At 72.8% G+C, this 11,454-nt stretch carries 15 protein-coding genes; 8 read left to right on the forward strand and 7 right to left on the reverse strand.

The window, feature by feature from the left end; all coding sequences use genetic code 11:
* Nucleotides 1–52 precede the first annotated feature (52 nt).
* Together ACWGN5_RS01020 and ACWGN5_RS01025 are read left to right on the forward strand one after the other, a co-directional pair.
* Nucleotides 53–652 (forward strand): TetR/AcrR family transcriptional regulator, encoded by a 600-nt coding sequence (locus ACWGN5_RS01020; protein WP_453510370.1) that lies wholly within the window; start codon nt 53–55, stop codon nt 650–652.
* A 41-nt stretch (nt 653–693) separates the two neighbouring features.
* A complete protein-coding gene (locus ACWGN5_RS01025; protein WP_453510622.1) occupies nt 694–1,806 on the forward strand; it encodes an ABC transporter substrate-binding protein in 1,113 nt (370 codons plus the stop codon).
* Between the two features lie 198 nt (nt 1,807–2,004).
* Here the strand turns inward: ACWGN5_RS01025 and ACWGN5_RS01030 are convergent, their stop codons facing one another.
* The 3 genes from ACWGN5_RS01030 to ACWGN5_RS01040 are packed head-to-tail and all read right to left on the reverse strand — an operon-like array spanning nt 2,005 to nt 3,116.
* Complete coding sequence (locus tag ACWGN5_RS01030) at nt 2,005–2,571, reverse strand: GNAT family N-acetyltransferase (RefSeq protein ID WP_453510372.1); 567 nt, start codon at nt 2,569–2,571, stop codon at nt 2,005–2,007.
* A 25-nt stretch (nt 2,572–2,596) separates the two neighbouring features.
* On the reverse strand, nt 2,597–2,977 hold the full coding sequence (locus ACWGN5_RS01035; protein WP_453510374.1) for a VOC family protein: 381 nt from the start codon (nt 2,975–2,977) through the stop codon (nt 2,597–2,599).
* Nucleotides 2,978–2,987: 10 nt separating this feature from the next.
* Nucleotides 2,988–3,116 (reverse strand): hypothetical protein, encoded by a 129-nt coding sequence (locus ACWGN5_RS01040; protein WP_453510375.1) that lies wholly within the window; start codon nt 3,114–3,116, stop codon nt 2,988–2,990.
* Between the two features lie 347 nt (nt 3,117–3,463).
* Between ACWGN5_RS01040 and ACWGN5_RS01045 the strand changes: the two genes are divergently transcribed.
* The 4 genes from ACWGN5_RS01045 to ACWGN5_RS01060 all read left to right on the forward strand — a co-directional run bounded on the left by ACWGN5_RS01045 (nt 3,464) and on the right by ACWGN5_RS01060 (nt 6,865).
* Nucleotides 3,464–4,957: an IMP dehydrogenase gene (locus ACWGN5_RS01045; protein WP_453510376.1), complete on the forward strand. Its 1,494-nt coding sequence runs from the start codon at nt 3,464–3,466 to the stop codon at nt 4,955–4,957.
* Between the two features lie 95 nt (nt 4,958–5,052).
* A complete protein-coding gene (locus ACWGN5_RS01050; RefSeq protein WP_453510378.1) occupies nt 5,053–5,550 on the forward strand; it encodes a hypothetical protein in 498 nt (165 codons plus the stop codon).
* Nucleotides 5,551–5,560: 10 nt separating this feature from the next.
* A complete protein-coding gene (locus ACWGN5_RS01055; RefSeq protein WP_453510379.1) occupies nt 5,561–6,136 on the forward strand; it encodes an N-acetyltransferase family protein in 576 nt (191 codons plus the stop codon).
* A gap of 258 nt (nt 6,137–6,394) precedes the next feature.
* Entirely contained in the window at nt 6,395–6,865 is a 471-nt protein-coding gene (locus tag ACWGN5_RS01060) for a hypothetical protein (RefSeq protein ID WP_453510380.1), read from the forward strand.
* A gap of 92 nt (nt 6,866–6,957) precedes the next feature.
* On the opposite strand, the gene ACWGN5_RS01065 is transcribed toward ACWGN5_RS01060, so the two are convergent.
* Nucleotides 6,958–7,935, reverse strand: a complete 978-nt coding sequence (locus ACWGN5_RS01065; RefSeq protein ID WP_453510382.1) for a quinone oxidoreductase family protein — start codon at nt 7,933–7,935, stop codon at nt 6,958–6,960.
* Between the two features lie 134 nt (nt 7,936–8,069).
* Between ACWGN5_RS01065 and ACWGN5_RS01070 the strand changes: the two genes are divergently transcribed.
* Nucleotides 8,070–8,414, forward strand: a complete 345-nt coding sequence (locus ACWGN5_RS01070) for an ArsR/SmtB family transcription factor (protein WP_453510384.1) — start codon at nt 8,070–8,072, stop codon at nt 8,412–8,414.
* A 6-nt stretch (nt 8,415–8,420) separates the two neighbouring features.
* Here the strand turns inward: ACWGN5_RS01070 and ACWGN5_RS01075 are convergent, their stop codons facing one another.
* Entirely contained in the window at nt 8,421–8,810 is a 390-nt protein-coding gene (locus tag ACWGN5_RS01075) for a RidA family protein (protein WP_453510386.1), read from the reverse strand.
* Between the two features lie 72 nt (nt 8,811–8,882).
* Between ACWGN5_RS01075 and ACWGN5_RS01080 the strand changes: the two genes are divergently transcribed.
* Nucleotides 8,883–9,791 (forward strand): LysR family transcriptional regulator, encoded by a 909-nt coding sequence (locus ACWGN5_RS01080; protein ID WP_453510388.1) that lies wholly within the window; start codon nt 8,883–8,885, stop codon nt 9,789–9,791.
* Between the two features lie 7 nt (nt 9,792–9,798).
* On the opposite strand, the gene ACWGN5_RS01085 is transcribed toward ACWGN5_RS01080, so the two are convergent.
* Both ACWGN5_RS01085 and ACWGN5_RS01090 read right to left on the reverse strand, forming a co-directional pair.
* Complete coding sequence (locus tag ACWGN5_RS01085) at nt 9,799–10,680, reverse strand: hypothetical protein (protein WP_453510390.1); 882 nt, start codon at nt 10,678–10,680, stop codon at nt 9,799–9,801.
* 118 nt (nt 10,681–10,798) lie between these two features.
* A complete protein-coding gene (locus tag ACWGN5_RS01090) occupies nt 10,799–11,443 on the reverse strand; it encodes a response regulator transcription factor (RefSeq protein ID WP_453510623.1) in 645 nt (214 codons plus the stop codon).
* Nucleotides 11,444–11,454 lie beyond the last annotated feature (11 nt).

The following is an 11,454-nucleotide window of genomic DNA, read 5'->3' on the forward strand; positions in this document are numbered from 1 at the left end:
CCACAAACATAAGCCCCGATGTAAGCAGCGCAAACATAAAAGAGTGTGACCTATGTCGCAAACCGGTACGTATCACCACGGCGATCTGCGCGCCGCCTGCCTGCGCGCCGCACGGGAACTCCTGGAGGAGGACGGCAGCGCGGGCCTTTCGCTGCGCGCGGTCGCCCGGCGGGCGGGCGTGTCGGCCACGGCCCCCTACCGTCACTACGCGGACCGGGACGCGCTCGTCTCCGCGGTCGCCGCGGACGGATACCGCGAGCTCGCCCAGCACCTGGCCGCGGCTCACCCCGCGCCCTCCACGCCCGACGACCTGGCGGCCGTCGCCGTCGTCTACGTACGGTTCGCCCTCGACCACCCCGCGCTGTTCCGGGCGATGTTCGCCGAGCCCTGCGATCCGACCAGCGAGGAGCGGGTCGCCGCGACCGGCGTCATCACGGAGTACGTCCGCGGCATCGTCCGCGACACGTTCCCCGGCGCGGACGAGACGGGCCCCCTCCCGACGACCGTGTGGGCGCTCGTCCACGGCCTGGCGTTCCTGCACCTCGACGGCAAGCTGGACGCCTCCTCCCCCGAGGTGGTCGCCGGACAGGTGAAGGCGGCGGTGTCCGCCCTGTTCACCGCCTCACCTGCGCTGCGAGCGGCGGAGGGATAACCGGTTGCCCAGGAGCCGCGCACATGGTTCCCATGGTCACCATGAACACGCCATCATCTCCGTCCGAAGCCCGGCACACGCACGGCTCGCCCCTCCGCCTGGGTGCGCTCGTCCCGCTCACCTGGCCCGGCTGGGTCGAGGCGGGCCGGCACCTGCTCGCGGGCCTGGAACTGGCCGTGCGCGAGATCGACGACGCGGGCGGGATCGACGGCAGGCCCCTGGAGCTCGTGGTCCGGGACACCGCGGCCGACCCCGAGCGGGCCGCCGCGGCCGTGGACGAACTCGCGGACCTCGGCGTGGCCGCCGTGGTGGGTGAGTACCACAGCGTCGTCGCCCGCGCCGCCGCCGCCCGGGCCGTCGCGCTCGGCGTGCCCTTCCTCTGCTCGTCGGCGGTGCTCGACGCGCTCACCGAGGAGCCGACGGAGTGGGTCGCCCGCCTGGCACCGGCCCAGTCGCGCGGCTGGCGGATCTACGCGGACTTCCTCCTCGCCTCGGGCCGGTCCCGGATCGCCGTGGCCACGCAGCCGAGCGTCTACTGGGCGACCGGCACCCGCGTCCTGCGGGACCACCTGGCGGCCCGTGGCGGCAGCGTCGTCGAACTCGACGCCACGGCGCTGACCCCCGAGGCCCTGTGCGACGCGCTCGTCGAACACGGCGCCACGGCACTCCTCCTGCTGGTCGGCAGCCCGGAGCCCGCGGTGCCGATCGTCCGGGCCGTACGGGGCGACCGGCGGCTCGCGGAGCTGCTGGTCGGCGCTCCGGCCGGGCAGCCGGAGTTCGCGGGATGGTCCGCGGCGCTCGGCGAGGACGGCGCCGGGATCCCGTTCCTGCGCTATCTGCCCGAGCGGTTCGGACCGCTGGGCGAGCGCGTCGGGAAGGAGCTCGCCGAGCGCTTGGGCGAGGCGCCCTCCTTCGTCGCCTTCGAGGGCTGGGACACGATCACCGTCCTCGCCGAGGCGCTGCGCACCCACGGCACGGACCGGGCGGCCGTCGCCGCGTCCTGGCCGCACGTGACCGCCGAGGGCACACGGGGTCCGATCCGCTTCTCCCGCGCGCCGGGCATCGGCGTGTGGCAGTGGACGTGGGCCCCGATCCAGGTCGTCGACCGGGACCCGGCCCAACCCGACCGCTTCCGGGTCCTCCACGCCGGCTGAGGAATCCGCTCGCCGGCTTGGCGGGTGCGCGATGCCAGGCCGCTTCCCCGTGCCCCCCGGAGCGTAAAGCCGACCACCGCGGGTTCATGAACGCCTGCCGCGAGCTCGGCGCCGAGCTGGTCCTCGGCCCCGGCGACAAGGACCACGGCACCCACGTGCACTGTCAGTGGTGACAGGCCGAGGGAGGCCGGGAGGGCCTCAGGCGTGCGCGCGTCGTAGGTGCAGGTGGCCGTCGCGGGGGAAGGCGGGCGGCGACGCGGGCAGGATGCTGTCGAAGTCGTACTTGGTCTTCTGCGCGACCCGGCACGACGCCGGGTTGTCCACCTGGTGCAGGAGTTCGAGACGCTCGAGCCCGTCGGCTTCGAAGGTGTCGAAGGCCCAAGCGGTGAGGGCCTCCAGGGCGCGGGGGGCCACTCCGCGCCCACGGGCGCGCGCCGCGGTCCAGTAGCCCACCTCCGCCGCCGCCTTGCCGGGGGCGGCCTCCTTGAGGACCACGCTGCCCACCAGGTGTCCGCGGACCGAACCCGCTGGTTCCTCCAGGACGGCGAAGCCCAGGCGGTCGCCCGCCGCCCAGCCCCGTCGCTGGGTTTGCACCCACTGTGCCGCCTGGGCTTCGTCGTCCACGCCGGAACTCGCCCACAGGTGCAGTCCCGGATCCCGGCTCACCTCGATGAGTGCGGCGACGTCCTCCAGGTGCCAGGGCCTGAGGACGAGTGCGGGAGCGGCCGGCGTCGCGGCCGCGTGAAGGACGACGGGGGCATTCATGAACTGATCATATGCAGCGGCCTCTTCACCCGGTGCCGGCCCGGTCGGAGTCGCTGCGCAGGACGCAGAACTCGTTGCCCTCGGGGTCGGCGAGGACCGCCCAGCCCGAGCCGTCGGGATTCCGGTGGTCCCCGACGAACGTGGCGCCGAGGCCGAGGAGTCGCTCCACCTCCTGATCGCGCGAGGTCGAGGGACGCAGGCACAGATGGAGCCGGTTCTTGACCGCCTTCGGCTCGGGCACCTGGTTGAAGTACAGCACCGGGCCCTCCGCGAGGAGCACCCGCGTCTCCCGGGCGCCGGGCCGGTCCTCCGGGTCCAGCGGACGGCCCGTCACCGCACTCCAGAACCGCGCCAGCTCATAGGGATCCGCACAGTCGATCGCCACGTTCTGCAGTACCGAAAACATGAGTGCGAGCCTATGCCGTGGCGGTCTTGGCCCGCTCGTCGGCGCCCGGCTCCGCCCCGGTGGGTCGCGGGAGCCACCGCAGAGCGATCAGGCCGAGTACGAGGTGCAGGACGGCGGCCACGGCGGCGGCCACGCGCATACCGACAGTCCCGGCCACCGCCTGGAGATCTGCACCCCCGACGACGCCGCGTCCGCGGACGTGCTCGTCGCCCTGCGCCGACGGGTGCACACGGGCGGTGCGCTAAGATCACGTATGGCGTCATGGAAGTCAACGCCTGTGCCTCACCGCGGGATTCGGGTCTGTCGTGCCTCCGCCGTCGATTCGGCCGCACGTGTCGGCACTGCCCTCGCCGGGCGCGCCCGCTTCCGGGATTCCGGAGCGCCTTCTTCCGTCAGTGCGCTACCGGCCGGCATCGATCCGCACTGCCCGTACGAGCCCCGCCGTCCCGTCGTGGAACGGTGTGCAGGCTCCTTGCTGGAGACGATGTGAAAATCCTTCCCGAGATCTCTCGTACCCTGAGTGAGTACCTCCTCATCCCCGGCCTGACCACAGAAGACTGCACACCGGACAATGTGGATCTCGGGGCGCCGCTGGTGCGTCACCGGGTCGGTGAGGAGCCGGGAATCCGGATCGCCACCCCCATGGTGAGCGCCATCATGCAGGCGGTCTCGTCGCCGACGCTCGCGGTGGCGCTCGCGCAGGTCGGCGGGCTGTCGTTCGTCCATCAGAACCAGCAGGTCGAGGAGCAGGCCGCGGACGTGCGGGCGGTGAAGCGGCACAAGGCCGGCTTCCGGACCTGTGAGGTCATCGTGGCCCCGACGACGCCGCTCGGCGAGGTCGCCCGGCGGCTGGCCGACACCGAGCAGGGCGTGGCGGTGGTCACGCACGGCGGTGACGTGGACGGCGAGTTCCTCGGGATCATCAGCCTCGACGACTTCCATCTGGAGCGTCACGGGGCGTCCGAGACCGCCGGCAACCGGATGCGGGGCCGCGACGGCCTGGTCACCGCGCCGGCCACGGTCTCCCTGTCCGAGGCCAACGAGCTGATCTGGCAGCACCATCTGGACGTCCTGCCCGTCCTGGAGGACGGCCGGGTCGTCTCCCTCGTCCTCAAGCGGGACTACCAGGCCCACAAGACGTACCACCGGGCGAGCGTGGACGCCGAGAAGCGGCTGCGCGTGGGCGCCGGCATCAACTCCCGTGACTACAAGGACCGCATCCCCGCTCTGGTGGAGGCCGGCGCGGACGTGCTGTGCCTGGACTCGTCCGACGGCTACTCCGTCTACCAGGCGAAGACCGTCGAGTTCGCCCGGGAGACGTACGGCGACGACGTCCATGTGGGTGCGGGGAACGTCGTGGACGGGCGGGCCTTCCGGTACCTGGCCGACGCCGGCGCGGCGTTCGTGAAGGTCGGGATCGGCGGCGGTGCCATCTGTACCACCCGGGCACAGAAGGGCATCGGCCGCGGCCAGGCCTCCGCGCTGCTCGACGTGGTCGAGGCGCGGGACGCCTACGCCCAGGAGACCGGGGTGTACGTGCCGCTGTGCTGCGACGGCGGTCTGCTCAACGACTCGCACATGGCGATGGCCCTGGCGATGGGCGCCGACTTCATCATGCTCGGCCGCTACTTCGCCCGCCTCGACGAGAGCCCGTCGCGGAAGATGCAGATCGGCGGCCAGTGGTACAAGGAGTACTGGGGCGAGGGCTCGCGGCGCGCGCAGAACGCGGCTCGTTACGGTCAGCGCGGCCAGATGGTCTTCGAGGAGGGCGTCGACGGCTATGTGCCGTACGCGGGCAGCCTCTACGACAACGTGGAGCGGACCCGGGCGAAGCTCACGTCGACGATGATCAGCTGCGGTTCGACGAACCTGCGGGACTTCCACCGCGACGCGGTGCTGGTTCCGGTGTCCGCCGAATCCTTCAAGCAGACCGGTGCCGAGGTGCAGTTGCGCCGGCCGACCATCGACTCCGGCGAGTGATCCGACCGGCCGGGGCGGCGACCCGCCCCGGCCGGTGTGGACGAGGGCCGAAAAGGCCGGGCGTTGTCGGCGTCGTGCCGTGCAGGATGGTCTCCGTGAGCCCCTTCTTCGATTCGTCCACGCCCCGTCCCGTCCTGCTCGGCCGGTACCCGCTCTGGGACGAGGCCCTCGCCCTCGTCAACCGGGACCTCGCGGCGACCTTGCCGGACCAGGAGCCCCTGCGGCTGCTGGAAGCGCCCGTGTACGGGGAGGCCGAGAACGTCCACGTGGCCATGGCCAACGGCGAGTGGCACGGCAACTTCCTGGAGCCGGAGTCGGCGGACGATCCCGTGCACGCGCTCGCGGCCGTCGCCGACGCCGCGCAGGACACCGTCACCGAGCTTCTCTGGCAGGCATGGCCGCTGTGCGCAGAGCACGGGCTCGGCATGCATCTGCACGAGGTGGACGGGCAGCCGTCCTGGTGGTGTGCGGGCGGGCGCACCCCGCACGATCCCGCGCACGTCCGGGCTGCCGTGGGCGCTCTCGACACCCTCGTCCACCCGCACCGGCCGAACCGCAAGCGCCGGCGTCAGCCCGGCCTCCGGGATGGCTAGGCTGTCGATCATGAAGCCCGCCCTGCCCCACGACGCGACCCCCCGGCCCGCCCTCCTCGACGCGGTGGAGCTGACCTCCGATCCTGGTCTGCGGGAACGGTTCGTCGAGTCGGCCCACCGGATCCTCGCGGACCTGGTCCGTGGCGGGGCCGCGCTGGGCTGGGTCGAACCGCCCTCGCCGGACGAGGTGGCGGAGCTCTTGGACCATGTCCTCGCCGCCGTACGGGCCGGGGACGGGGCCCTCCGGGCCACCTACGTCGACCGTCGGCTCGTCGGTTTCGGATACTGGCTCCGCTACGCGCGGCCGACGCATCGACCGCACGCCGACCTCGAGAAGCTCGCGGTGGACAGCGCCGCCCAGGGCCTCGGCGTCGGCCGGGCGCTGACCGTCGCGCTGATCGCCGACGCCCGGGAGGCGGGGATCGAGGTCCTCACCCTGGACGCCCGCGGCGACAACACCAACGCGCTGCACCTCTACCGGACGCTGGGCTTCACGGAGTACGGCCGGCTGCCCGACTTCGTCGCGGTCGGCGAGCGCCGCTACGACAAGGTCTTCTACATGCTGGACTTCCGCCGGCAGGACTGAGCGGGGTCGACCGCGGCACCCGACCCCCTACTCGGGTACGACGGCGCCTTGGCACCGTGGTGTGACGTGCTCGACGGAGGCTTCCCCTACTCTCCGGGCGTCGGCAGCGGCCGGCGATCACGAGAACGGGGACAGGCCATGTCATTCCTTGCCGCACGGCGCGCTCGCAACTCGCGGTCCTCGGGCTCCGCTTCGCCCGCGCGCACCGCGCGATTCGCGCGCCGGGTGGGGTATGCCGCGGCGCTGCTTCCTGCCTCGGTGGTGACGGTCGGGGCGGTCGTGGCCGGGCGGTCGGACTGGGCACGCGCGTGGTGGGCCCGGGTCGACGCGCCGGATCCGGCACTGCCCGCCGCGTCCCGGCGGCCCGGCGCGGGGCGCCTGCTCGCGCACGCGCTGGTGTGCGTGCCGCTGGGGCTGCTCGCCCTCATCCCCGTCGGCATCGAGGTCCTGTTCGTGCTGCGCGGGGTGCTGTACGGGCTCGTCGACCAGGGCCCGTACGACCATTCCTGGGGCGGCCCGACCATGGCGGGGGCCTGGATCACGCACTTCCTCGTCGCCCTGCCGTTCGCGGCCGCCGGCCTGGGCGCCCTCTGGCTCCTCGACCGGCTGCGCTCGCGACTGGCGGGCCAACTGTGGGGGCGCAGGGTGGGGGCGGGTCCCGTGTTCGCCCTCCTGGTGTCGTCGGCTGCCGGCGTCCTCCTGGTCATCGCCTGGATCCACCAGCTGTGAATCCGCAGGCGCGCACCTGCCGCCCTCCGGCGCGGAGCAGGACGTGCCGGCCCGAACCGCGCCCGGAACGGGCGCCGTTCGATCGGGCGCCTTCAGTGCTTCACACGGAGCAGCAGCTTGCCCGTGGAGGTGCGGCCGCCCAGGAGCCGATGGGCTTCGGCCGCTTCGGCCAGGGGGAACTCGGCGGTGACGGGGAGGGTCACCGCCCCCTCCGAGACCGCGCGCAGGGCTCGCTCGGTGAGGGCGCGGGAGGCGGCGGGTGCCGTCTGCGCGAGTGCCAGGACCGAGAAGCCCGCGACGGCGTGCCCCTGGCCGTACAGCTCGGGCTGACCGACCTGCCACGGCGCGCCGCCGCCGGCGTTGCCGAAGGAGACGAGGCGTCCGAAGGGGGACAGGGCGCTCAGGCCGCGGCGCAGGGTGTCCCCGCCGACGGGGTCGAGGACGAGGTCGACTCCCCTGCCGCCGGTGGCCCGCCGGACGTCCTCGGCGAAGGTGTCGGGCCCGAAGACCTCGTCGTAGCCGTACTTCAGGGCGTACGCGGCCTTCGCCTCGGTGGACGCCACGCCGTACACGGCGCCCGCGCCCGCCGCCCGGGCCAGCTGGCCGACGGCGGTACCAATGCCGCCCGCCGCGCCGTGCACCAGGACGCTCTCCCCGGCGCGGAGCCGCCCCACCTCGTGGATCAGGGCGTGCGCGGTGGGCAGGACCGTGGGGAGCGTCGCCGCGGTCCTCAGGTCGAGGCCCTCGGGGAGCGGGAAGACGGACTCGGCCCGGGCGAGGACCACTTCGGCGTATCCGCCCCCGCCGACGAGGGCGGCGACCTCCTGGCCGACCTCCAGGCCCTCGACTCCCACTCCGACCGCGAGGACGTGTCCGGATACCTCCAGGCCGGGGCGGTAGGGCAGTTCCTCGACGCGGTATCCCTCGGCGCGCGCCTTGACGTCGGCGAAGTTCACCCCCGCCCAGGCGACGTCGATGGCCACCTCCCCCGGGCCCGGCCGGGGTGTCGTGGCCTCGACGAGCCGCAGCACCTCGGGACCGCCGTACTCGTGGAATTCGATCGCGCGCATGGACGAACCACCCTTCAGGCAGAGCTCGGACGGAGAGCTCGAACGGAGTGTTCAACGAGAAGCGAACACCCGCACTGTATGATGGTCATCGAACATTGGGCAAGCGAGCGGTCGCGACGAAGGGATGAGGCGGGATGCCGGAGCGAGAGGGAGGCGCGGGCCATCGTGCGGCACCCGTGCACACGCACCCCGAGGACGTCGAACTCCTCACCGCGCTGTCCGCGCTCGCGGACCCCGTACGCCTCCAGCTGATCCGCGAACTGGCCGCCCAGCCCGACTGGACGCTCAGCTGCAGCAACTTCGACGTCCCCGTGGGCCGGGCCGCCAAGAGCCACCACTTCACCGTCCTGCGCGGCGCGGGTCTCGTCGAGCAGCGCGACCAGGGCCCGAAGCGGCTCAACCGCCTCCGCCGCGAGGAGTTCGACGCCCGCTTCCCCGGACTCCTCGCCCTCACCCTGCGCGCCGACGACTCGGACTGAGCGCCCTCACGCGGTGGTCCGACGCGCGTACACCTCGATCTCGATCTTCATACGCGGGTCGGCGAGCCCGCACATCAGCATCGTGGCGGCCGGCCTGACCTCGCCGAAGGCCCGGCGCAGCGCGGGCCAGCAGGGCTCGAAGTCGGCGCGGTCCGGCAGCAGATAGCGCACGCGGACCACGTCGGCGAAGGAGCACTCCGCCTCCCTGAGCGCGGCCTCGACGTTGCGCAGGCACTGCTCGGCCTGTTCGACCACGTCCTCGGAGATCGTCATCGTGGTGTAGTCGAATCCGGTCGTCCCGGAGACGTGGACCCAGTCGCCGTCGATCACGGCGCGGGCATAGCCGATCTGCTCTTCGAACGTGGAGCCGCTGAGGAGGGAACGTCGCTCTGTCATGCGCCGAACGCTAGGTGACCTGCGAGGATACGTCTAATACGCGATCTGGTGTGGAGTGATATCACTGAGCGTATGGACCGCCCCGACATCCCCCTCGCGCAGCTGTACGCCTTCGTCGTGCTCGCCGAGGAGCTCCACTTCGGCCACGCCGCCACCCGCCTCGGCATCGCCCAGCCGCCCCTGAGCCAGCAGATCCGCCGCCTGGAGGACAAGGTCGGCCACCCGCTGTTCAGCCGCGAACCCGGCCGGATCGCCCTCACCCCGGCGGGGCGGGAACTCCTCCCCGCGGCCCGGCACGCCCTCACGGGCCTGGCGGACGGCCTCGCCGCGGCCCGGGAAGCCGGCAGCGGGAGAGCGGGCAGGCTGCGCATCGGATTCGCCGCATCCCTCGCCCTGACCGTCCTGCCCGGCCTGCTCCGGACCTTCCACGAGCGCTTCCCCGCCGTGCGCCTGGACATCCAGGAGATGACCACGGCGCCCCAACTGGCCGCGCTGCGCGAGCGGACCATCGACGTGGGGCTGCTGCGCGAACCACCCGCCGATGACGCGGCACTCGGCTTCGCCACCGTACTGACCGAACCGTTCGTGGCGGTCCTGCCGTCGGCGCATCCTCTCGCACGGCAACGGACCATGCGGATCGGGCAGTTGGCCGACCTGCCCTTCGTCCTCCTGCCTCGTGCGGTCGGCCCGTCGCTGTACGACCAGATCGCCGGCCTGTGCGCTGCTGCGGGCTTCACGCCCGAGGTGGTGCAGCACGCCGTGGAGTGGCAGACCGTCTGCGCCCTGGTGGAGACCGGTCTGGGCGTCTCGCTGGCTCCGGAGAGCGTCCGCCGCATCCGCCTCAAAGGGGTCGCCTACCGCAGGATCGATCCCGACGCCCCGCGGACACGCGTCGCCGCCGCCTGGCGCAAGGACACCCAGAACCCCCTGATCCCACGCCTGTTGGAGGTGCTCGGCACCGGTCCGGAGCAGAGGCCTTGAGCGGGTGTCACCATCCGCCTTCGAAGAACGCCAGCAGCGCCGGCCGGGGGTCGGCCGCCGTGGTCGTGTTCGCCACCGCGACCACGACCGCGAACAGCGCGACGAGCGCCCAGAGGACACCGAACGACCCGAGCGTGCGCCTCGTCCGCCGGTCGGTCGGCGCCGTTCTCCTGAACCTCTTCCAGGACAGCGCGCTCAGGACGACGAGGCCGACCGCGACGGTGGCGGCGATCACGGCCATCGCCTCGTGATAGCGGGCGAAATCGCCGACCATCGCGTCGAGAGCGGGCGGATCCTGGTCACCCGCACTCGGGGTGACGGCCAGGCGGCCTCCGACCTGGGCGAGGACGCCGGCGAGTTCGCCTTCGGCCGCACCGGTGGGCAGCATCGGCAGGAGGGAGGCGAAGGGCGCCGCGGCACCCTGGACATTGGCCATCACCGCGGCCAGCGAGAGCAGCGCGAGCAGAGTCGTGAGCACGCCTCCCGCGGCGAGCGAGAGCCTCTTCGCTGCCCCGAGGCCTTCGGCCTTGAGGAAGGCCTTCCAGAGCAGCACGCCCAGGGCGATGAGCACGAACAACAGCATCGCGGCGATCACGCCCTTGACGACGTGATAGCGGGACCAGTAGTCGACGATCCTGTCCAGGTCCGGTGGGTAGTGCCGTTCCCCCGCCCTCCAGTACGCGACGAACGCCTCGCGGAAGGCCCCGGTGAGCTCCCCCGCCTCCCCAAAGTCGTCCGCCGGGCCGGTCGCCGCCAGCGGGCGCGGGGCGAGGACGAAGGCGGCGGCGAGGGCCAGGACGGCGCCGACGAGGGCGGCGAGGGCGCGGCCGTGGAGGGCCGCCGGTCGCGACGGGGCTGCGGAGCCCGTCCGCAGGGGTGCTGCTGTCATGCCGACCACGCTCGCGCACGGACGCCGCCCCGTCACCGGAGCAGGCCGGAGCCCGGAAGGTGGGGACAACCCCACCCCCGAAGGCGTCGAATCCGGCCGTCGTCGTCCCTTCCAGCAGTCATCCCTTCAGGTAGCTGAGGACGGCGAGCACCCGGCGGTGGTGGGCGTCGTCGGGCAGCAGGCCGAGCTTGGCGAAGATGTTGCCGATGTGCTTCTCCACCGCGCTGGCGGTCACCCCCAGCTGTCGGGCGACGGCCGCGTTGGAGGAGCCCTCGGCCATGAGGCCCAGGATCTGCCGTTCCCGTGCGGTCAGCGCGCCGAGGGCGTCGTCGCGGCGCCGCTCCGCGAGGAGCTGGGCGACGACCTGGGGGTCGAGTACGGTCGCGCCGCGGGCGACCCGGTCCAGCGCGTCGAGGAACTCGTCGACCCTGGCCACCCGGTCCTTGAGGAGGTAGCCGACCGCGCCGCACCCGTCGGCGAGCAGCTCGCCCGCGTAGGACGCCTCCACGTACTGGCTGAGCATCAGCATCGGGGCCCCGGGGAGCCGTGAGCGGGCGTCGACGGCCGCGCGCAGCCCTTCGTCCCGGTGGGTCGGCGGCATCCGTACGTCGACGACCGACACGTCCGGGCGGTGGGCGAGGACCGCCGCGACCAGGGAGGGCCCGTCACCGACCGCGGCCACGACCTCGTGCCCGTCCTCGACGAGCAGACGGACCAGGCCCTCCCGCAGCAGCACGGAGTCGTCGGCCACGACGATCCGCAGCGGACCGCGGG

The organism is Streptomyces sp. NPDC055815, assembly GCF_053616475.1.

Coding starts and splice junctions, on each gene's coding strand:
- ACWGN5_RS01020 (WP_453510370.1), top strand. CDS start 53: ATGTCGCAAACCGGTACGTATCACCACGGCGATCTGCGCGCCGCCTGC.
- ACWGN5_RS01055 (WP_453510379.1), top strand. CDS start 5,561: ATGAAGCCCGCCCTGCCCCACGACGCGACCCCCCGGCCCGCCCTCCTC.
- ACWGN5_RS01065 (WP_453510382.1), bottom strand. CDS start 7,935: ATGCGCGCGATCGAATTCCACGAGTACGGCGGTCCCGAGGTGCTGCGG.
- ACWGN5_RS01080 (WP_453510388.1), top strand. CDS start 8,883: ATGGACCGCCCCGACATCCCCCTCGCGCAGCTGTACGCCTTCGTCGTG.
- ACWGN5_RS01025 (WP_453510622.1), top strand. CDS start 694: ATGAACACGCCATCATCTCCGTCCGAAGCCCGGCACACGCACGGCTCG.
- ACWGN5_RS01075 (WP_453510386.1), bottom strand. CDS start 8,810: ATGACAGAGCGACGTTCCCTCCTCAGCGGCTCCACGTTCGAAGAGCAG.
- ACWGN5_RS01085 (WP_453510390.1), bottom strand. CDS start 10,680: ATGACAGCAGCACCCCTGCGGACGGGCTCCGCAGCCCCGTCGCGACCG.
- ACWGN5_RS01035 (WP_453510374.1), bottom strand. CDS start 2,977: ATGTTTTCGGTACTGCAGAACGTGGCGATCGACTGTGCGGATCCCTAT.
- ACWGN5_RS01040 (WP_453510375.1), bottom strand. CDS start 3,116: ATGCGCGTGGCCGCCGCCGTGGCCGCCGTCCTGCACCTCGTACTCGGC.
- ACWGN5_RS01070 (WP_453510384.1), top strand. CDS start 8,070: ATGCCGGAGCGAGAGGGAGGCGCGGGCCATCGTGCGGCACCCGTGCAC.
- ACWGN5_RS01030 (WP_453510372.1), bottom strand. CDS start 2,571: ATGAATGCCCCCGTCGTCCTTCACGCGGCCGCGACGCCGGCCGCTCCC.